Source organism: Emticicia sp. GW821-FHT11C11, assembly GCF_058808615.1.
On the sequence record NZ_JBXARV010000002.1, the window covers coordinates 556249 to 574971 of the forward strand.

General features: G+C 41.3%; 17 protein-coding genes. 9 read left to right on the plus strand and 8 right to left on the minus strand.

Annotated elements, in window-relative coordinates:
* Positions 1–83: 83 nt before the first annotated feature.
* Complete coding sequence (locus AC1RRY_RS12250; RefSeq protein WP_492820412.1) at positions 84–2723, minus strand: FtsX-like permease family protein; 2640 nt, start codon at positions 2721–2723, stop codon at positions 84–86.
* 24 nt (positions 2724–2747) lie between these two features.
* Positions 2748–3086 carry a PadR family transcriptional regulator gene (locus tag AC1RRY_RS12255; RefSeq protein WP_492820410.1) on the minus strand — a complete coding sequence of 113 codons (339 nt, stop codon included), beginning with the start codon at positions 3084–3086 and terminating at the stop codon, positions 2748–2750.
* A 222-nt stretch (positions 3087–3308) separates the two neighbouring features.
* On the opposite strand from AC1RRY_RS12255, the gene AC1RRY_RS12260 reads away from it, so the two are divergent.
* On the plus strand, positions 3309–3788 hold the full coding sequence (locus AC1RRY_RS12260; RefSeq protein ID WP_492820408.1) for a GyrI-like domain-containing protein: 480 nt from the start codon (positions 3309–3311) through the stop codon (positions 3786–3788).
* Between the two features lie 151 nt (positions 3789–3939).
* A complete protein-coding gene (locus tag AC1RRY_RS12265; RefSeq protein WP_492820407.1) occupies positions 3940–4335 on the plus strand; it encodes a hypothetical protein in 396 nt (131 codons plus the stop codon).
* Positions 4336–4341: 6 nt separating this feature from the next.
* On the opposite strand, the gene AC1RRY_RS12270 is transcribed toward AC1RRY_RS12265, so the two are convergent.
* Positions 4342–4596: a hypothetical protein gene (locus AC1RRY_RS12270; RefSeq protein WP_492820405.1), complete on the minus strand. Its 255-nt coding sequence runs from the start codon at positions 4594–4596 to the stop codon at positions 4342–4344.
* A 78-nt stretch (positions 4597–4674) separates the two neighbouring features.
* Here AC1RRY_RS12270 and AC1RRY_RS12275 point away from each other — a divergent pair, with 78 nt between their 5' ends.
* Positions 4675–5433 (plus strand): DNA alkylation repair protein, encoded by a 759-nt coding sequence (locus AC1RRY_RS12275; protein ID WP_492820403.1) that lies wholly within the window; start codon positions 4675–4677, stop codon positions 5431–5433.
* Between the two features lie 23 nt (positions 5434–5456).
* Here AC1RRY_RS12275 and AC1RRY_RS12280 read toward each other — a convergent pair whose 3' ends face one another.
* From AC1RRY_RS12280 to AC1RRY_RS12290, 3 genes are read right to left on the minus strand one after another with little or no spacing between them, the layout of a single operon-like run.
* Positions 5457–6296, minus strand: coding sequence for an isocitrate lyase/PEP mutase family protein (locus tag AC1RRY_RS12280; RefSeq protein WP_492820401.1), 840 nt, complete (start codon positions 6294–6296; stop codon positions 5457–5459).
* 15 nt (positions 6297–6311) lie between these two features.
* Positions 6312–6695: a nuclear transport factor 2 family protein gene (locus AC1RRY_RS12285; protein ID WP_492820399.1), complete on the minus strand. Its 384-nt coding sequence runs from the start codon at positions 6693–6695 to the stop codon at positions 6312–6314.
* A gap of 30 nt (positions 6696–6725) precedes the next feature.
* The gene (locus AC1RRY_RS12290; RefSeq protein ID WP_492820397.1) at positions 6726–8795 is read right to left on the minus strand and encodes a helix-hairpin-helix domain-containing protein; all 2070 of its coding nucleotides are present in this window, start codon (positions 8793–8795) and stop codon (positions 6726–6728) included.
* 205 nt (positions 8796–9000) lie between these two features.
* Between AC1RRY_RS12290 and AC1RRY_RS12295 the strand changes: the two genes are divergently transcribed.
* The 5 genes from AC1RRY_RS12295 to AC1RRY_RS12315 all read left to right on the plus strand — a co-directional run bounded on the left by AC1RRY_RS12295 (position 9001) and on the right by AC1RRY_RS12315 (position 13862).
* Positions 9001–10803 carry an alpha-amylase family glycosyl hydrolase gene (locus AC1RRY_RS12295; protein ID WP_492856668.1) on the plus strand — a complete coding sequence of 601 codons (1803 nt, stop codon included), beginning with the start codon at positions 9001–9003 and terminating at the stop codon, positions 10801–10803.
* 65 nt (positions 10804–10868) lie between these two features.
* On the plus strand, positions 10869–12566 hold the full coding sequence (locus tag AC1RRY_RS12300) for an AsmA family protein (protein ID WP_492820393.1): 1698 nt from the start codon (positions 10869–10871) through the stop codon (positions 12564–12566).
* Between the two features lie 140 nt (positions 12567–12706).
* Positions 12707–13291: a Crp/Fnr family transcriptional regulator gene (locus tag AC1RRY_RS12305; protein ID WP_492820391.1), complete on the plus strand. Its 585-nt coding sequence runs from the start codon at positions 12707–12709 to the stop codon at positions 13289–13291.
* Between the two features lie 59 nt (positions 13292–13350).
* Complete coding sequence (locus AC1RRY_RS12310; RefSeq protein WP_492820389.1) at positions 13351–13491, plus strand: hypothetical protein; 141 nt, start codon at positions 13351–13353, stop codon at positions 13489–13491.
* 26 nt (positions 13492–13517) lie between these two features.
* Positions 13518–13862, plus strand: coding sequence for a hypothetical protein (locus AC1RRY_RS12315; RefSeq protein WP_492820387.1), 345 nt, complete (start codon positions 13518–13520; stop codon positions 13860–13862).
* Between the two features lie 107 nt (positions 13863–13969).
* Here the strand turns inward: AC1RRY_RS12315 and AC1RRY_RS12320 are convergent, their stop codons facing one another.
* Positions 13970–16441, minus strand: coding sequence for a ribonucleoside-diphosphate reductase subunit alpha (locus AC1RRY_RS12320; RefSeq protein WP_492820385.1), 2472 nt, complete (start codon positions 16439–16441; stop codon positions 13970–13972).
* Positions 16442–16962: 521 nt separating this feature from the next.
* The gene (locus AC1RRY_RS12325; protein WP_492820383.1) at positions 16963–17634 is read right to left on the minus strand and encodes a thiamine diphosphokinase; all 672 of its coding nucleotides are present in this window, start codon (positions 17632–17634) and stop codon (positions 16963–16965) included.
* 259 nt (positions 17635–17893) lie between these two features.
* Here AC1RRY_RS12325 and ispE point away from each other — a divergent pair, with 259 nt between their 5' ends.
* Positions 17894–18712: a 4-(cytidine 5'-diphospho)-2-C-methyl-D-erythritol kinase gene (gene ispE / locus AC1RRY_RS12330; RefSeq protein ID WP_492820381.1), complete on the plus strand. Its 819-nt coding sequence runs from the start codon at positions 17894–17896 to the stop codon at positions 18710–18712.
* The last annotated feature ends 11 nt before the right edge of the window (positions 18713–18723 follow it).

Below are 18723 nucleotides of genomic sequence, written 5' to 3' on the forward strand. Positions count from 1 at the left end.
TTTGGCGAGTGAGTGACTACTACTACAATCTGATTATCCTAATCATTCATTCACTAAATCATTAATTCACGCATTAAACAAAATCACTCACTTTTCAGAGACTTCACCGGATTCACCAAGGCCGCTTTGACACTCTGGAAACTCACGGTCAACAGGGCAATGGTTATAGCCAATAAACCCGATGCGACAAACACCCACCATTGTATATTAATAGCATAGGCAAACTCTTTCAGCCATTGAGTCATAGCCCACCAGGCTAACGGAAACGCTAATACGGTGGCAATAACTACCAGCCAGAGAAAATCTTTAGATAGTAACACTACTACGCCTGACACCGAAGCACCTAATGCTTTACGTACACCTACCTCTTTGGTACGCAATTGCGCTATATAGGCCGATAATCCAAATAAACCTAAACACGAGATAAAGATGGCAAACACAGCAAAAACTTTCATAACATTGCCCATACGTTGTTCAGAATCATAAAGGTGTGTCATTTTTTCATCCAGAAACGAATAACTGAATAAACTGCCCGGTGAAACACGGGTAATGGTATTCTGTGCTTCCCGTATGGTTTCTGATAAATTATCACCCTTCACCTTCATCAAATAATAGGTTGCTTCTCTAGGGAAATTGACAATCACCAGTGGTTCAATTGAATTGTGCAGAGAGGCAAAATGAAAGTCTTTGGCTACGCCCACTATTTCGCCCGGAGTATCCCAGAAAATCATTTTCTGCCCGACAGGATTTTTAACTTTCAGGACTTTGGCTGCCGCCTCATTAATAATAAAAGTCGGAGGAGTTCCTTCAGTGTTTCTAAGAAAATTTCGCCCTGACTTTAACTCAATTTTCAACAAAGGCAGTAAATTCTCGTCACCAAACACCAAACGCATCGATATATCTTCCTCCGGTTTTTCAGGCAGAGCTAACCTGTCCATACCTATTCTATCACCCGGCAAACTGGAAGTTAATGCCACCTGACTGATAGAAGTATTCTTTAACAGTTCATTCTTGATAGTGCTTACTTTATTGTGTAAATCTCCATAGAGTTTAAAAGCTACTACATGCTCCTGCTCAAACCCCAATTTTTTGTTCTGAAAAAACTTCATTTGCTGATACACCACTATGGTACTGAAAATCATAAACACAGATACCACAAATTGGAATACAATGAGGCCTTTGCGGACTAAGTTAACTGACGAGCCCGTAATTTTTTTACCCTTTAATGAACTGATGGGTTCGAAGTTTGAAATAAACCATGCAGGGTACATTCCGGCTAAGAAGCTAATGAAACTCACCACTGCTAACATAATCAGCATATTATCAGGAGTAAACAAAGCCCGGAACGAGAGATTTTTAGCGGTGAGCTCATTATAGAACGGTAGCGCAAGCAGACATACCAACAGGGCGATGAAAGCAGCAGCCAGAGTCATCATGATAGACTCACCTAAAAACTGTTGAATTAAAGCCCATTTTCTGGCCCCCAATACTTTTCTGACACCCACTTCTTTCATACGACTAAACGCCTGCGCAGTTGCCATATTGATAAAATTAACCGATGCCACTAACAGAATAAGAAAAGCAACGGCTGAAAAAATATAGACATACAGTATATCGCTGTTAGGCCCCATCTCTTTTTCGAAATGCGAGTGCAAATGAATATCTGTAATGGGTTGCAGATAGATTTGCCGACTCTTCAGAATATCCTGACGCTTCTCGCCGATGGCCTCATAAAACTTTACCATAAAATCAGGTATTTTTGCTTCTACACCTGTTCTCGTTGCGTTTTTATGCAGCACGATGAAATTATAAAATCCCGACCAGGTTCTGTTTTTAAGTCTATCCTGAATAGGCTCTTTATAAACGGTAGACATAGAAATAAGATAATCAAAAGACAGGTGCGTTGGAAATGAAAAGTTTTCAATAACCCCGGTTACCATCAATAGATGATTATCCAAATCGTCTTTAATATATTTCCCTATCGGGTCTTCATTACCAAAGTATCTTTTTGCCATATCTTCGGTAAGTACAATGGCATCAGTCTGTTTCAGTGCAGTTTTAGGATTGCCTTTAATAAACGGTAAATCGAACGCCTCTGCTACAGTCGAATCGGCATAGAATCCGCGTTTTTCTTCAAATTGCCTGGCTTCACTGGTAGAAGATGCCCTATAGCTGAATACCCTGTCAGGATACGGCCGATTAAACCGGGCGATAGTCTGAATGGCAGGAATCTCCTTTTGCATTTCAACAGCCATAACGGGGGACGTGGCAGTCCAGCGTCTGTTGGTTTCACCGATATTTTCCATATTAACCCGATAAATGCGGTCGGCCTTAGTAAAGCCTTTATCGTAGTTTAATTCTTCTTTTACATGCAGAATAATCAATAGCACACAGGCTAAACCAAGTGCCAGGCCCATGATAGTCAATGAGCTATTCAGGCGGTGGCGTAATAAAGTTCGAAAAGCGACTTTAAAGTAATTTCGTAACATAGCTAGTCCTAATTTTGATGGTTGATTGTATTCTCTTCTTTTCCGGCGGCGCACAAACGGAGGCAGAACCGTAAGCACGCTAAAGCAGTAGCGCAGGTCTGCCTGCATTCTCCCTGAACGCTTATAATAATAAACGTAAAGTTCTTCAAGGTCACCCTCTACCTCTTCGAGAGTATCTTCCGGATGGAATCGGTTCAGTAAGTATCGTGCCCATTCAGGCGGTTTGTTTTTCATAATTTGTACAGGGTTATTGCTTTTTCAAAGGCCGCTCAGGCGAAGTGTATGCGGGGGTATCATCTGCCACAATCCCTGGCGTAACTCGTGTACTTCCTGCAAGGCTCTACTACCCAGTGCCGTAATTTTAAACAGACGCTTCCGGCGCCCTCCCCTTTCATTGGTGGCGCCGCCCAGTTCCGAGCTCAAAAAACCTTTTTCTTCCAACCGGATAAGGGTATTGTGTACTGTTCCAAAAGCAACCACACGGCTGGTGTGTTCTTCCAAGGCCTGGTTCACCGATACGCCATAGGCCTCTGTATCCAGAATGGCCACCATCAATAAAACCATCTCTTCAAATTCTCCTAAGTTTGCTCTGTGCATAAATCCGTCTTATTAGTTTCTATTTTGTCGTACAAATATGGTGCCATACTGAAAATCGCTTCCCAAGCCACCTGCAAGCCTTATTTAGATAAAATGCGTCGTCCACTCACGGACATACTTTGTCCACTTGCGGACGGACATATTCATTACTTTACTTCAGATTGGACGATTTCACATCAGGAAAATAGTACTACATTTGGTGATAAATACAGAAGATAATAGATGCAGGAACCACGAATAGAAACTTTACAAGAAAAAAAGCTGGTTGGCAAACACCTGACCATGTCTTTTGCTGACAACAAAACTGCAGAACTCTGGCGGAGTTTTATGCCGCACAGAAAAGAGATTCAACATGTGGTAAATACAGACCTGTATTCATTACAGCTGTATAAATCGGCTTCCCTTGAGTCGTTTAATCCACATGCGCTTTTTGAAAAATGGGCGGCGGTTGAGGTAAGTAATTGGGAAAGTATCCCGGACGAAATGGATTTTTTCATTTTGGAGGGTGGCCTATATGCCGTGTTTACACACAAAGGCTCAAGCAACGACACCAGTACTTTTCAGTATATTTTCAGTACCTGGCTACCTGATTCGGCTTATGTGCTGGACGACCGCCCACATTTTGAATTATTGGGAACAAAATACAAAAATGCCGACCCTGACTCGGAGGAAGAAATATGGGTACCTATTAAGCTAAAATGAGTATGAGGATTCAATAAAGCCACACTTTCTGCTTTACTGATATAGGTTTCTTGTAAAAATCTTTTACCGGAACAGTGGAAATAATTTCTCAGATGATTGTGGAACAATGTTTTCAGAGATACACGAGTAAACCATCACAAGCAATGTTAGCATGAATCTTTACGAACAAATTATCTGGCTTTTTGTACTCGCTATTCCTATTTCCTGTGTAGCCTGGACAGTTACCCATGAAGAGATTTTTAGAGAACCCCGCGAATACTGCAAAAACCAGAGCCTGATAGGGAAAACCATTTTCCGAAGAAAATTCTTTTACATATTCACCTGCGAGTATTGCTTCAGTTTTTATGTAAGTATTCTTTTTATCGTTTTTACTGATTATCAATTATTATTTACCGACTGGCGTGGTTATGTAATTGCTGTTTTTTCATTGGTCTGGATAGCCAACATCTACATGAGTCTATTCTTTCATATCAGAATGGGCATCAAAAAAGAAGGTCTCGAAGCCAAAGTGAAAGAAAAAGAACTGGACGAAATCAGTAAAGGGTAAAATCTATCAATTTCTTGATGCTATTTCGGCATCAATCTTTCCAAGTCCCGTTTTGATGGCCAGGGAAATAGGAAGCATACTAAATGCAACCACAAATAATGGAATCACAACTGCGGTTTTTTTGGTCTGGATATACACAAAAACAGCTGCCGCCAATAATACAATCATCATTCCCAGCTGCAGGCCAATTATTACTTTTGAAATCTTCTGCTTTTGTTGAAGTTCTTCTACGCTTAATTCTTTCAGACTCTTTTGCTTCATAAAATAGTTATTGTGAGTATCCAAAATACGAGCAAATTTTCGACAATTTGTTTATTTTTGAGTATGAAATATAAGCAAATGGCAAAAAAAACTGATTCCATATCACCGCAAAATCTTGATGCCAAGCATTTTATGCAAGACCTGATAGCCCTGCAATCAGAAGAGGAAAGGCAGAAGATACAACGCTATTTTAAAGCGGAGTCGGGTGAGAATGCCGAAGTCGATGAATTTATGGGTGTAAAAATGGGGCAGCTATTTGCACTGGCCGAAAGCTACAGGCACATGCCGGCAGAAGAAATTGAAAAACTGCTGGAAAGCCCGATACATGAAGTCCGTGCCGGGGCTGTAAGTATTATGGACAAAGCCAGTCGGGAAAAGAAAGTAACAGAAGAACGGCTAAAGGAATTGTTCGACTTATATACCAGAAGGCACGACCGGATAAATAACTGGGACTTAGTAGATTTGGGTTGCCTGAATATGGTCGGGAAGTATCTGTTTGATAAACCACGCCATATTTTATATGAACTGGCGATTTCTCAAAACCGGTGGGAACGCCGGACAGCCATATTGGGCACCTGCTTTTTTATCAGACAAGGTGAAGTAGCTGATGCTTTTGCCATTGCCGAAATATTGATTCATGACCCCGAGGATTTAGTTAATAAAGGTACCGGTTGGATGCTCCGGTTTGCAGGAGACAAGAACCCGGAATTGTTGAGGGCTCTACTGGATAAATACGCTGCCACCATGCCCCGCACATTACTGCGGTATTCATTGGAACATTTTGATAAAGAAGCAAAGGAGTATTATATGAAGTTAGGGAAAAGAACAAAAGGATAGATTTCGTCCTCTTCTCTACTCGGTTATTTACGCTTGTTTACTAAGGTCTTCACAAAATCACTCGTTACATCATTATTTATAATCTCAGTCAGACCTTCATAATTCTTTAGTTGCAAGGCTGTGTCTTTCATGGTTTTAAGTGCCAGTTTTAAGAAGGACGGCCCAAGGCTCACTCTGGCTACGCCAATTGCTTCCAATTCTTTGAGAGGTGGTATCCCCGGTATAGTCAGCACATTAACCGGAATATTTATTGCAGCCAGTAGCTTCTGAATCTGCTCCGGCTTTTTTAGTAAAATCGGGTAAAAGCAATCAGCTCCTGCTTCTTTATAGGCCAACCCTCTTTGTATCACTTCTTCAAACTTTGCCTCTTCCGACGGGTAAAGCACCCCATGAATCAATACATCGGTGCGGGCATTGATAAATAAGGGCATATCTTTTTCTTTAGCTACTTCTCTGATAATGCGTATCCGCTCACATTGGGCTTCCAACGTATACATTTCTCCGGTTTCGGTATTGGTATCTTCAATATTGATACCCACAATACCCGTATCTATCACTATTCCTATGTTTTCACGCAACCGGGTATCGGTAGTAGCATAAGCACTTTCAATATCAGCCGTCACAGGCACTCCTACGCTACCTGCAATCCGGGTCAGCCGTGTGATTACTTCACTAAAAGGCATTTGTTCTCCATCAGGGTAGCCATTCGACCATGCCATTGCAGCGCTGGCAGTTGCCACGGCCGGATACTCCATTTGTTCAAGTAAAACAGCCCCCAGTACATCCCATACATTAGGCAAAATCAGCAGTTTCCCTGTATGATGCAGCGCTTTTAATTGCAATGCCTTTTCCTTCTGTGTCATCGGTGTGCTCGTAGGTTAGCTTATATCGGTTAAAGAGGTAATTTTAGAATCGGAAAAAGTGAAAATCGATTTTCCGACAAGTTGTAATACATCACCTTTTTTCAATCCACTAGGTAAATCTATGGCAAGCATAGCCCTATATTCTATTTCTATTTCAGTCTGATTCCCCTCATGTATGACACTTTTAACTATCTGCTGGCGGCCGGAGAAAAATGCAATGGCTTTTTCTGCCTGTTCACGAAATGCTTCCACCCCGAAAATAGCCATTGAGACGTGCCCATCGGAAATATTCTCAAAACGGATATCGTCTGCCATGTCTCTCAACATACCTTCCACATCACAGGAATTATAGGCATCAATATAATGATATATCATTAATTCTCTTTGTTCTGTTTCCATCTATTCTCAATTCGATTAAAATACCTTTCTCTAAAAATTATAACGTATCTGCAAATGGACATCTGATTTATGATCACCAGCAATTATATCATTCCCGCTGCCTATACTTGTCTGATTATTCAATTGTGTGCGGGCATAGCGCATCCACAAATCAAGATGGCTGTTAAGTGCATATCTTGCCGTTAGGTACATCCGTATGCCTTTACCGTAATAAGCAGGAAAAGAAACCGCATACAGAACCGTATTTTCAAAAGCATAAATACGCGAATCATAATCATCAGTTGAAAACCAGGCTATTCTGCCTTTCAGGTTCAGTTTTTTAATTGACGCATCAAAGTCCTGCATGAAGGCATATCCTAAAGATTTACTTCTGCCCTCATACTGAAAACTATTTATCTGCACTCTTGTTCGAATACTGAATGCCCGGGTTATAGAATAATCGAGATTACCCATGATATTCTCCCGAACTGTATTTACCACAACATCTGTAGGTGTAACACTATCCGGAAGGTTTTTGCCCTTATGCTCAGCGTGATACTGTGCATATATTAAGGTCTTTTTGCTTATCTGATAAGAAACTCTTAACAGGTAATCAAACCCGTTTGATGGCGCATCGACCAGATATTTTAACCATGGAAACCGGAACCGGTCATAAAATCCACTAAAGACAAGCGATTTTTTCGGAGCGTATTTCAAGCCCATATAAGTCCCTTGCTCGTTAATATTCCGGCTTCCTTCCGCAAGCGCATTCGCGTAAAAACTATGAAAATTCCTGTCATAATGCCTGAAATGTACTGCCCATTCTACCTGTCTGCTCAATGTTGCTATCCAACCACCCGTTATGCCTTTCCCTCCGCTACTACTTCGTGCTGCTTCACCAAAAAAATTGAAATTCTGCCAGGTATAGCTAAAATTGGTTCCTACTACCGTGTTCTGCTTACCGATAAATTCAAATGCATTATACAGCCTGGGGCGGCGCATCAGTACCGCATCAAATCGGGTATGTAAAAATGTAGCGCCAATGTATCCGTTATTAAACCGGAAAGTACTATTCATACCTATGTTTTGCTCCGTGAGTTGATTTTTACGTGCTATTTCCGTTTCCGTACGATGGTACCCTGCGGTGAGAATAGAACTAAAATACTCTTCCCTTTCTCCATCGGCCTCATCAATACTTGCATCGCGTTTAGTATACGAGTAAAAGGCCGTAAAGTCTGTTTTTCCTACCTGATAAGTTGCAGCGGCTCCTCTCAGGTTTCCTCCCTCTAGTAAAGAACTATAAGGCCGGATACCCATATTACTGCGTCGGACAGTAGTTACGGCTTCACTCCCTTTACCTAAGAAAAATCCCGCACCAAGCACCAAGCCCTGTCCAAACTGTATCTGATAATCCCCCAGTACAAGGTTTTTCAACTTACCCTTGTTTTTTAATTGCAGGTGAAAGCTGTAAAAATCCGGGTAATTTTTCTCTCCTGCGTCTTTCTCTGCCGTAAACCCAACCTGAAAGTCTTTTGCGGTGCTCAATCTATAGCGCATATACAATTGCTGCGGCGAACCCTGATACTTACGCTCCAGAAACCCCTTGCTTTGTTCAAGTGTTTGGGCGCTTCGCAAAACGAGGTAATGGTCTTTAGCGCCCATTATCTTGTTTCTAAGATTCCCGGAGCCAAGGCTTTCTCTTATTTCTACAAATGGGAGCAATTGTTGAATAGTATGTAAATCAAAGCCCGCCACAGCCTGAAGTTCATAAACACTCAATAAGTTTCCGAATTTTGCCCGGTGTACCAATAAGTTCTGAATCTGGGTTACAGACAAGACGTATAAAGAAGCGAGTTCTTCATAAGAAGCCGTATTTAAATCAATCGGATTCTGATACAATTGATAGAACAATTCGTACAGGTCTTCGTAGTTAAGGTTTTCCTGTTGCAGAGGGAAAATCCTTTGAGTGAACTCATCCAGATTAATTTCAGGACGCTGTCGTGTTTGTGCCCAAGCTAAGTTTAGGCTACAAAACAAGCAGATGGACAAATAAAAAGTTCTTTTTCCGGCTTCAGAAAAAGCAAACAGGATTCTGTATAAAACAGTGTTATTTTTAGTCACGCTCAGTATCAGGAAGCTTGAGTTTTTCCTTAAGAATAGAGAATCTTCCTATGACCAAAATTAAGCAATTATTATACAAATGCAATTAAGTGACAAATCATTGTAGATTTTTTTACTCAAAAAATAAACTGTCCCTGTGGCATAGATTTTTCATATTATAAGGAACATACGAATCCACTTATTTACTAAAAATCCACTTAAGTATATGCGAAACGTGAAAAATCAAACTGAAATCTACATCAATGAAATGGGTGCTACCCCTCACCAACATGGCGTGTTTTTTAGAGTATGGGCTCCACATGCCAGTTACGTGTCGGTAATAGGCGACTTCAATGATTGGAACGAAGGAGCGAACCCACTCATAGCAGGTGAGAACGGCTGTTGGGGTGCAAACGCTGAACATGCCAAAGAAGGAGACCAATATAAATTTTTCATTAAGAATGGAGATCTGAATCTTTACAAAAACGATCCTTACGCCCGCCAGGTAACCAACTCAGTGGGTAATTCTATAGTATATAATCCAAAATCTTATGATTGGGAAAATGTAACATTTCAGATGCCTGCCTGGAACGACCTTGTGATATATGAACTGCACATTGGTACCTTTAATAGAAGTAATCGTGATACAGTAGGTACTTTTCATGATGCCATCAAAAAATTATCTTATCTGCAGAAACTGGGTATTAATGCCGTCGAAATCATGCCTCCTTTTGAATTCGCAGGGGCTCTTTCGTGGGGATACAACCCTGCTCATCCATTTGCTATTGAAACCGAGTATGGGGGCCCCGTTGCGTTCAAAGATTTCATTAAAGCAGCACATAAACTGGGCATTGCTGTAATACTTGATGTTGTGTATAACCATTTCGGCCCTTCAGACCTCGATTTGTGGCAATTTGATGGCTGGCACGAAAACGGTAAAGGCGGCATCTATTTTTATAACGACTGGCGCTCTTCTACTCCGTGGGGAGATACCCGCCCGGACTATGAGCGCCCTGAGGTAGGCCGATACATTAAAGACAATGCCATGATGTGGCTGGAAGACTACAAAGTAGACGGGTTGAGGATGGATATGGTGCCCTATATCAGAAATGTGCATGCCGACGGTAACCCCGCAAACGATCTGCAGGAGGGTTTAAATATGATTAAATGGATAAACGGTGAAATCAGAGAGCGCTTCCCCAATGCACTGGTGGTAGCCGAAGATATGCACGGACAGAACTTTATAACTGATAATGTACAGGCGGGGGGTTTAGGATATGGTTCACAATGGGATGCCGACTTTGTGCATCCGCTTCGTAATGTACTCACACAGGCATCAGACGAATACATTGACATGAATCAGGTTTGTACGGCGTTATTCAACAGATATAACGACGACGCGATGCGAAGAGTCATATTTACCGAGTCACATGATGAAGTGGCCAATGGCAAGGCAAGGGTAGCCGAAGAAGTTGAACCCGGTAATGCCTCCGGCTGGTATGCCCGTAAAAAGGCTACTCTGGGCGCTGTTATGGTACTTACATCGCCGGGTATCCCGATGATTTTTCAAGGGCAAACTATTCAGCAGGACAGTTGGTTTCAGGATACTGAACCGCTTGATTGGGAGCGATTAAAAGATCTTCCGGGTATTTCAAACATGTACAAAGACATGATTCACCTGCGTAGAAATCTGACTGGTGTAACCGCCGGACTCATGGGACAAAACACTGAACTACTGGCATGCGACCACGACAACAAACTGTTAGCCTTTCAGCGTTGGCAAGAGGGAGGCCATAAAGACACAACAGTGGTTGTACTGAATTTCTCACATCAGGCTTATACCAACTATCAGATCAGATTCCCCGCAGAAGGCAAATGGGTGGTACGTTTTAATGGAGATGCCGAAGTCTATGGTGCTGATTTTGCCCATACCGGATGTTCTGAAGTTGAAACCCTTACAACCGATAATACTATACAGGCCTCGGTGTCAGTAGGGCCATACAGCGCCTTGATACTTTCACAAGACTAAGATTCATACTTGGGTTGGGCCATGCAATATGACATGTGCCCCAACCTTTTAAATTTACAACCACTATGACTATCAAACATCGTTGGCAGAAAATTGCGCTTGTTATTACGGTCTGCATTGTAGTCTTACTGATTGTACTAACCATTGGTGGTCTTTTCTTCTTAAAACCTCTGGTCTCCGACCGCATTCAAAAAGGAGTTTTGAAGGCCACAGATAGGCTATATAGCATCTCTTTTTCTGACATACGTTATAATCCGGGCATCGGTGACATTACAATTACCGATGTACACTTTATTCCGGATACGCTTGTTTATAAAAGGCTTCATGCCATTCAGAAAGCACCGGACGATTTACTGAAGATTCATGTTCCGACGGTAAAATTTACGGGTGTCAATCCGCTTGAGGTTATCTTCAAAAAAATTCTGGATATGAATGTCGTCAGCATTCATCAGCCTACTATTGAGGTCATTCATAAAAGTCAAAAGTATAATAAGGCATTAGACTCTCTTGAAAGAAAAACACCTTACCAACTCATCTCAAAATTTGTTAAGTCGCTACAAATCAACAGGGTGGTTTTAGACAATGTAGATTTCACCTATGATAACCGCAAGGGCAATACCTCGAAGAAAAGCACCATCAAAAAACTTGATATTGAAATCACTAATATCGTCTTAGACTCGCTTTCAGAGAAGCATTCTGAAAAAATTTACTATGCCGACGACTACACTTTTAGCATTAAAGAAGTAGACCTGCCCAGTAAAAATCAACTGAATGATCATTCTTTTAAAAACATTGTCTTTTCGCTCAGAAATCGCCAATTATCTGTTAAGGAGTATCATCTTAAACCCCGGGCAAGTGAAATGAACTTTGCTAAATTGTCTGGAGGAAAAAACAGAGCTGAAGTTATTCTCAGAGATATTCTAATCAAGGATATTCGCCCTGAAATGCTTTATCCTGACAATAAACTCTATGCCGGTTCTTTAAGTATTAACTATGGACTCATCAAAGTATTTAAGAATAAAGCCCATCCGCTGTTTCAGCGAGACAAAACCGGCGAATACCCACATCAGTTGCTGAAGAAACTGGATTTAAATCTGAATATCGATACCGTTTCCATCAGCAATACAAGGGTTACTTATTCAGAATATGACCCTGAAGCAAAATTGACCGGCTACATCAGCTTTGACAGGATTAATGGTAAAATATTCAATGTCACTAACGATAGCCTACCACTGGCCAAAGACCCTATTATGCGGGCAAGGTTTCACAGCTATTTTATGAACAGTGGGAGTCTGAATGTATTTTTTACTTTTAATACCCTTTCAAAAAAAGGTGATTTTACCTGTGAAGGACAACTAGGGCAATTTGAGGGTACTACCATTAACAACATTACCGTTGCGCTTACCAAAGTAAGCATTCAGTCGTTACAAATAAATAAATACGTTTTCAAGCTAAAAGCTGACGATTACCGCGTAACAGGCTCGGGTATATTATACTATGAAAACCTGAAAGCCACCATTTTAAAAGTAGATAAAGAAACCGTAGACAAAAAACCTAGATTCAGACTCTTTAAAAAACGTGCGCTGCCTACTTTTATAGTTAATAATTTGGTGCTGAAAGATACTAACCCCCGCAAAAATAACCAGCTGAAGGTAGGCACTATTGATTATCAACGCCCGGGTATCAAATCTTTCTTTGGAGCGATCTGGGGTGGCTTGTCTCAATCGCTCTTTCAATGTGTAACAGGTAACGTAAAAGACTGACATTCAGTATCTTACACCTTGATAGAAATTTTCTCGAAACTTTATGCTACTCATTGTTCCAACGAGGTTGGATTCTGCTTTTTTGTATATTTAACTACTGTTGCTTAGTTTTGAAAAGCATTGACTTAAAACCGTCTATCTTGGAAAAACTCAAACAACAGATTCGCTCGCTTTTTGATTTATCGGACGACGAAGCCACCATTTTTCTATCTGAGTTCAATAAAAAGGAACTGCAAAAAAACGAAGTCTTTATTGCGGAGGGGGAAGCATGCCACATGATAGGTTTGATTGAAAAAGGCCTTATGGTTTGTGTTTATAATAAAGACGGCGAGGAGATAATTGACGAATTCGGCTTTGAAAACGGGTTTATAACCAATTATTACAGCTTTCTGACACATACACCTTCGCAAAAAGAAATACGGGCATTAGACCCTTGTGTTGTACACATCATTACAAGGCAATCTTTAGAAAAGCTGGGGCATTCATACCCGTTCGTAGAAAAAATGAGCAGAATGATGAATGAAAAACTATTTTTACGGGCGCATGACCGAATTAAATCTTTACTTCTTTACACAGCCCAGGAACGCTACGAAAAACTGATTGCTCAAAGACCCGATTTAGCACAACGGGTTCCGCAATATCTGATTGCTGCCTACCTGCATATAAAACCCGAAACCATCAGCAGAATCAGAAAAAAAATAAGCGCTACATCTTTATTGACCTAGGTCAACGAATAGTATATATAAAATTCAATAGGTTTGCATGAAGAAAATCTTATCAAATCATGAACCAGATTGAATTATTAGCTAAACAAACCGAAGACGCCTATCACTGGGTAAACAAACTTCTTTTCACCATTCCAGAACACAAATGGGATGTTATCCCCGCCGTAATTGAATCATTACATGGCAGGCAGGGCACCTGATTATCAGTTTTTATTACCACTCGGTTATGGTAATAGTAGGGCATCAACCGGATATCCTGCAACAGGTTCCTATGAAAGAATATTCACAGTTATTTCATAATACTTCTGCCCATCAATCCATAGGCAAGACAAATCCGGAAGATTTAAAGAAACACCTTGAGTTGATAGAACAAAAATCCGTCGGTATCATTCAATCTCTGTCCATAGAAGAATTGGACAAGCCGCTCATTCCCACTCCCATGCCCCATCCCATAGCTAAAACCAAATTTGAAGCCCTCGACTGGAACATTAAACACACACTTTGGCATTGCGGTCAGATAGGAATGTTGATGCGCGTGGTGGATGAAAGATATGATTTTGGACTGAAATAGTCTGTCGGCATATAACTAGTACCTATCGCTATAAATCTAAAATAAAAAAACCACCTCTTGCGAGGTGGTTTTCACTGAATGATTAAGAAAGAAAGAAGTCGGAATCCTTATGAACCACACATTTCGCACCCTTCAGGGTCATCAAGCGAGCATTGCATAGCAGCGTACTGAAGGTCTTCGTCACTACTGAAAGTAGAAGCGGCGGCAGCTTTTGCCGTTTGTTCTTCGGCATACTTAGCATAATCCAGAGGTTTTTCCTCTACGGTTGTAACAGCCGGTACTACTTCTGCAATGGCTTGTCTGTCTACTGTAAATTTCACAGCATCAGTAGCCGCTTTGGTGCGTAAGTAATACATGCCTGTTTTCAGACCTGATTTCCATGCGTGGAAGTGCATAGAAGTCAATTTACCGAAATTGGCATTTTCCATAAAGATATTCAACGACTGGCTCTGGCAGATGTATGCCCCGCGGTCGGCCGCCATATCAATAATGGTTTTTTGCTTAATTTCCCACGCTGTTTTGTAGATTTCCTTCAAATTTTGTGGTATTTCAGATATAGCCTGTACAGAACCGTTAGCTGCAATCAGTTTGTTTTTCATGGTATCGTTCCACAAGCCGATTTTTACCAGGTCTTTCAACAAATGCTTGTTTACCACCACAAACTCACCCGAAAGTACACGACGGGTATAGATGTTTGAAGTATAAGGCTCAAAACACTCGTTGTTACCTAATATCTGGCTGGTTGACGCCGTTGGCATCGGAGCTACCAGAAGTGAGTTGCGCACACCGTTTTGCTTCACTTGGTCACGAAGTTCTTCCCAATTCCAACGACCTGATGTCGGCGTAACGCCCCACATGTCGAATTGGAAGATACCTTGCGAAATCGGAGATCCCTCCCATGTTGCGTAGGGTCCTTCTTTGATGGCCAATTCCATCGATGCCTCCATGGCAGCATAGTAAATCGTTTCAAAAATGTCTTTGTTCAACTGACGGGCCTCGTCAGACTCAAACGGCATTCTTAAAGTGATAAACGCATCAGCCAGACCTTGCACACCCAGACCGATAGGACGGTGGCGTAGGTTACTGCGCTCTGCTTCAGGGACAGGATAGTAATTGATATCAATTACTTTATTCAAGTTACGGGTAATTACTTTCGTAACTTCATATAATCTCTGATGATCAAATTTCAAAAAGCCTGTTTTAGTGTCTTTTACGATGTATTTCGGCAAAGCAATAGACGCCAGATTACAAACAGCTACTTCGTCAGGCGAGGTATACTCGATGATTTCAGTACACAAATTTGAAGATCTGATAGTACCCAGGTTCTTCTGATTAGATTTTTTGTTGGCCGCATCTTTGTATAACATGTATGGTGTGCCGGTTTCTACCTGCGACTCCATAATGGCAAACCACAAATCCTGCGCTTTGATCGTCTTACGGGCACGGCCTTCCAGCTCGTATTTCTCGTATAGCTTCTCAAATTCTTCGCCATAGCATTCTGACAGACCCGGAGCCTCGTGCGGGCAGAACAACGACCAGGTGTCGTTGGCTTCAACGCGCTTCATGAATAAGTCTGAGATCCAAAGAGCGTAGAACAAATCACGGGCGCGTAGTTCTTCCTTACCGTGGTTTTTCTTTAAGTCTAAGAACTCAAAAACATCGGCATGCCAGGGCTCAAGGTAAATAGCAAATGAGCCTTTGCGTTTTCCGCCACCCTGATCAACATAACGGGCGGTATCGTTGAAAACACGCAGCATAGGTACAATACCGTTAGATGTACCATTAGTGCCTTTAATATAAGCCCCTGTTGCGCGTACATCATGTATTGCAAGGCCTATACCACCGGCCGACTGAGAGATCTGCGCGGTTTGGCGTAATGTATCATAAATACCCGTGATACTGTCTTCTTTCATCGTTAATAAGAAACAAGACGAAAGCTGAGGTTTAGGTGTACCTGCATTGAACAAAGTAGGAGTAGCATGTGTGAACCAACGTTCAGACAACAACTCGTAAGTTTCAAGTACGCGGTCAATGTCATCACCGTGAATACCCACCGAAACACGCATCAGCATGTGTTGCGGGCGTTCTACGATCTTACTGTTTAGTTTAAGCAGATACGATTTTTCTAATGTTTTATAACCAAAGTAATCGTATCCGAAATCGCGGTCATAAATAATGGCAGAATCAAGCGTTGCCGCGTGTTTCTGAATCACTTTCCAGGTGTCTTTCGCAATTAAAGAAGCATTCTGGCTTGTCTTTGGGTCCACATACTGATACAGCATTTTCATGGTCCCTGAAAAAGACTTCAAAGTGTTTTTGTGAAGATTTGAAATAGCAATCCTGGCTGCTAAAATAGCATAATCGGGGTGCTTTGTGGTCATCGAAGCGGCGGTTTCTGCAGCAAGATTATCCAACTCTGAGGTGTTTACCCCGTCATAAATACCGGCTACAACTTTCATGGCTACTTCAACGGGTTGGACAAATGCCGGCTCCAGGCCATAGCATAAACGCTCTATTCGAGCTGTGATTTTGTCGAACTTTACCGACTCGCGGCGTCCGTCTCGTTTAATTACATACATAAGGTCGTCTTTGTAATGGGTTTGGATTCAAAAATACTTCTATTTGACCAAGCACAAACGGCCCAGACTCGTTTTAAAAGGTACAGCATTAATTATGATTTATACTTATCGGTGACTCCCTGTCACTTTTTGGGTTTAAATTTTTAGACTAGCAAAGTAAGCCGCACTTTTCTTTCACAGACAAAACCAGAAATTCCCCTCAGGTTTCATTTTGAGTATGTAAAACTAACAAATTCTGGAGGCTTGAAAAAACCTCACTTCTATACCTTTTTAGCAAAAGTAAAAAAGTCAAATATTAAGAAAATGTTAAGACCTAATAATCAAACAGTTAGTTTTTGGGGAGAGAGAAAAAAGCCAAATTAAAAAGTTATCCACAAAGCTGTGCACAATTTTTTTGACCTTTTCAACACAACTTTTATATAGGACGGTTAGGTAGATTGTTACATTAACAAATGTAAATATATAATTTTCAGAAAAAAAGAAAAATTCTGAAAAAGTTATCCACATTGAAAATTCCCGATTTAATCATGACATTCCATCAATAACAGGTCTCCCTGGCGGTACGAAATCCGCACAATTCCGTCATTTGCGGCTTCATTGCTGTTCCCTGCTCTGTAACCCATTATAAGCGATTCATTATCAAGCGCATACAACAGATTTTCAGTCTTAATGCCCTCGGCTGTTCCTACAGGAATCAGAGAAACAGTTGTACCCTTGGCAAACCACTTTTCAAATACATTAGGGGCGGGCAATAAAGGATAAATCACCGAGTAATCATCAACCAAAACTATCTGAAGTTTACTTTTGTAACGTACAATATTGGTCATATTGGTGATGGAATGATCCGCTCTACGGCCTGTTGCCCATACTACATTCACAGCCGGGAAGCCCCGGGTTATCAACATATCAAAGGCTTTTTCGAGATCTGTCTTTTCCTGATCCGGCGCATGAATGATTTCAATCGGATACTGGCTTTTTTCAATCTCTGTTAAGTCAATATTACTATCAAAATCACCCATCAGCACATCTACTTTAATTCCCAATTCCATTACCCGGTGAATAGCCTGGTCCAGCACTACAACAAACGGGCTCCACTCCAGCAATTGCCCCAACAGCTCAAAACTGCATGCCTCGCCATTAGCGATAATCAGTGCAGGTTCTTGTTTCTCTCTTACAATATGATGGGACGACATGCAAACAAACTATTTTTTTATTAGGTAAATGGGTAACGCTGATACTGCCTGCAGAAGTTCTCACGAATCACTAAATAATTTCTCGTTGTTCGTCACTTTTTTCTAATCTGCTCAGTACCAACCCGATGCCGGAATCGCCGGAATTTATGTTCCGGCTACCTCTGAAACAATCAAGAAATATAGCTACTTTTCCAAAAGCAAAAAACGATTTGCTGTATTTTTAATTACGCCTGCTAAATTTGGGTTTTATTTCTGACAGATGCTTACTTTTCCAAATGCTAAAATAAATATAGGGCTTAATATTGTAGAAAAACGGCCCGATGGTTTTCATAATATTGAGTCGGTTTTTTACCCGATTGACTGGTGCGATGCGCTGGAAATCATTCCTTCAGAGCAGCTTCGGTTTCAAAGCTCAGGATTTCCTATTCCGGGAGACGAAAGCAATAATTTATGCCTGAAAGCCTATCATTTGTTACAAAACAATCACCCGGGTCTAATTAATCAGGCAGCTACGTTTCATCTGCACAAGGTCATACCTATGGGCGCAGGTTTAGGCGGAGGCTCTGCCGACGGCGCTTTCACATTGAAAATACTGAACGAAATTTTCAGTCTGGGGCTCACCACCGCCGATTTGCAGCACTATGCCCGCCGGCTGGGTTCTGACTGTGCCTTTTTTATTGAAAACCGCCCCGTATATTGTTTCCATAAAGGCGATGAATTTGAAGAATTTTCACTAAATTTAAAAGGTAAATTCATTGTGGTGGTCAATCCGGCCATTCATATCTCGACAGCCGAGGCATACGCCGGAGTAACGCCTCAAAAACCGGTAATGCCATTAAAAGAAGCGCTGATGCAACCTATAGCAGACTGGAAGAATCTTATTAAAAATGATTTTGAAAAGATGCTGTTACAAAAGTACCCTGCCATTGCCGAGACAAAAAAAATATTGTATCAGCAGGGCGCCTTGTATGCCTCCATGACTGGCTCAGGTTCAACTGTTTATGGCATTTTTGAAACAGAAAAAGACTTAAAAGCACAATTTCCTGACTTTGTCTTGTGGCAAGGTTATCTGAACTGACCGCAATACTA

Coding starts and splice junctions, on each gene's coding strand:
- AC1RRY_RS12250 (WP_492820412.1), bottom strand. CDS start 2,723: ATGAAAAACAAACCGCCTGAATGGGCACGATACTTACTGAACCGATTC.
- AC1RRY_RS12255 (WP_492820410.1), bottom strand. CDS start 3,086: ATGCACAGAGCAAACTTAGGAGAATTTGAAGAGATGGTTTTATTGATG.
- AC1RRY_RS12260 (WP_492820408.1), top strand. CDS start 3,309: ATGCAGGAACCACGAATAGAAACTTTACAAGAAAAAAAGCTGGTTGGC.
- AC1RRY_RS12265 (WP_492820407.1), top strand. CDS start 3,940: ATGAATCTTTACGAACAAATTATCTGGCTTTTTGTACTCGCTATTCCT.
- AC1RRY_RS12270 (WP_492820405.1), bottom strand. CDS start 4,596: ATGAAGCAAAAGAGTCTGAAAGAATTAAGCGTAGAAGAACTTCAACAA.
- AC1RRY_RS12275 (WP_492820403.1), top strand. CDS start 4,675: ATGGCAAAAAAAACTGATTCCATATCACCGCAAAATCTTGATGCCAAG.
- AC1RRY_RS12280 (WP_492820401.1), bottom strand. CDS start 6,296: ATGACACAGAAGGAAAAGGCATTGCAATTAAAAGCGCTGCATCATACA.
- AC1RRY_RS12285 (WP_492820399.1), bottom strand. CDS start 6,695: ATGGAAACAGAACAAAGAGAATTAATGATATATCATTATATTGATGCC.
- AC1RRY_RS12295 (WP_492856668.1), top strand. CDS start 9,001: ATGCGAAACGTGAAAAATCAAACTGAAATCTACATCAATGAAATGGGT.
- AC1RRY_RS12300 (WP_492820393.1), top strand. CDS start 10,869: ATGACTATCAAACATCGTTGGCAGAAAATTGCGCTTGTTATTACGGTC.
- AC1RRY_RS12310 (WP_492820389.1), top strand. CDS start 13,351: ATGAACCAGATTGAATTATTAGCTAAACAAACCGAAGACGCCTATCAC.
- AC1RRY_RS12315 (WP_492820387.1), top strand. CDS start 13,518: ATGGTAATAGTAGGGCATCAACCGGATATCCTGCAACAGGTTCCTATG.
- AC1RRY_RS12320 (WP_492820385.1), bottom strand. CDS start 16,441: ATGTATGTAATTAAACGAGACGGACGCCGCGAGTCGGTAAAGTTCGAC.
- AC1RRY_RS12325 (WP_492820383.1), bottom strand. CDS start 17,634: ATGTCGTCCCATCATATTGTAAGAGAGAAACAAGAACCTGCACTGATT.
- ispE (WP_492820381.1), top strand. CDS start 17,894: ATGCTTACTTTTCCAAATGCTAAAATAAATATAGGGCTTAATATTGTA.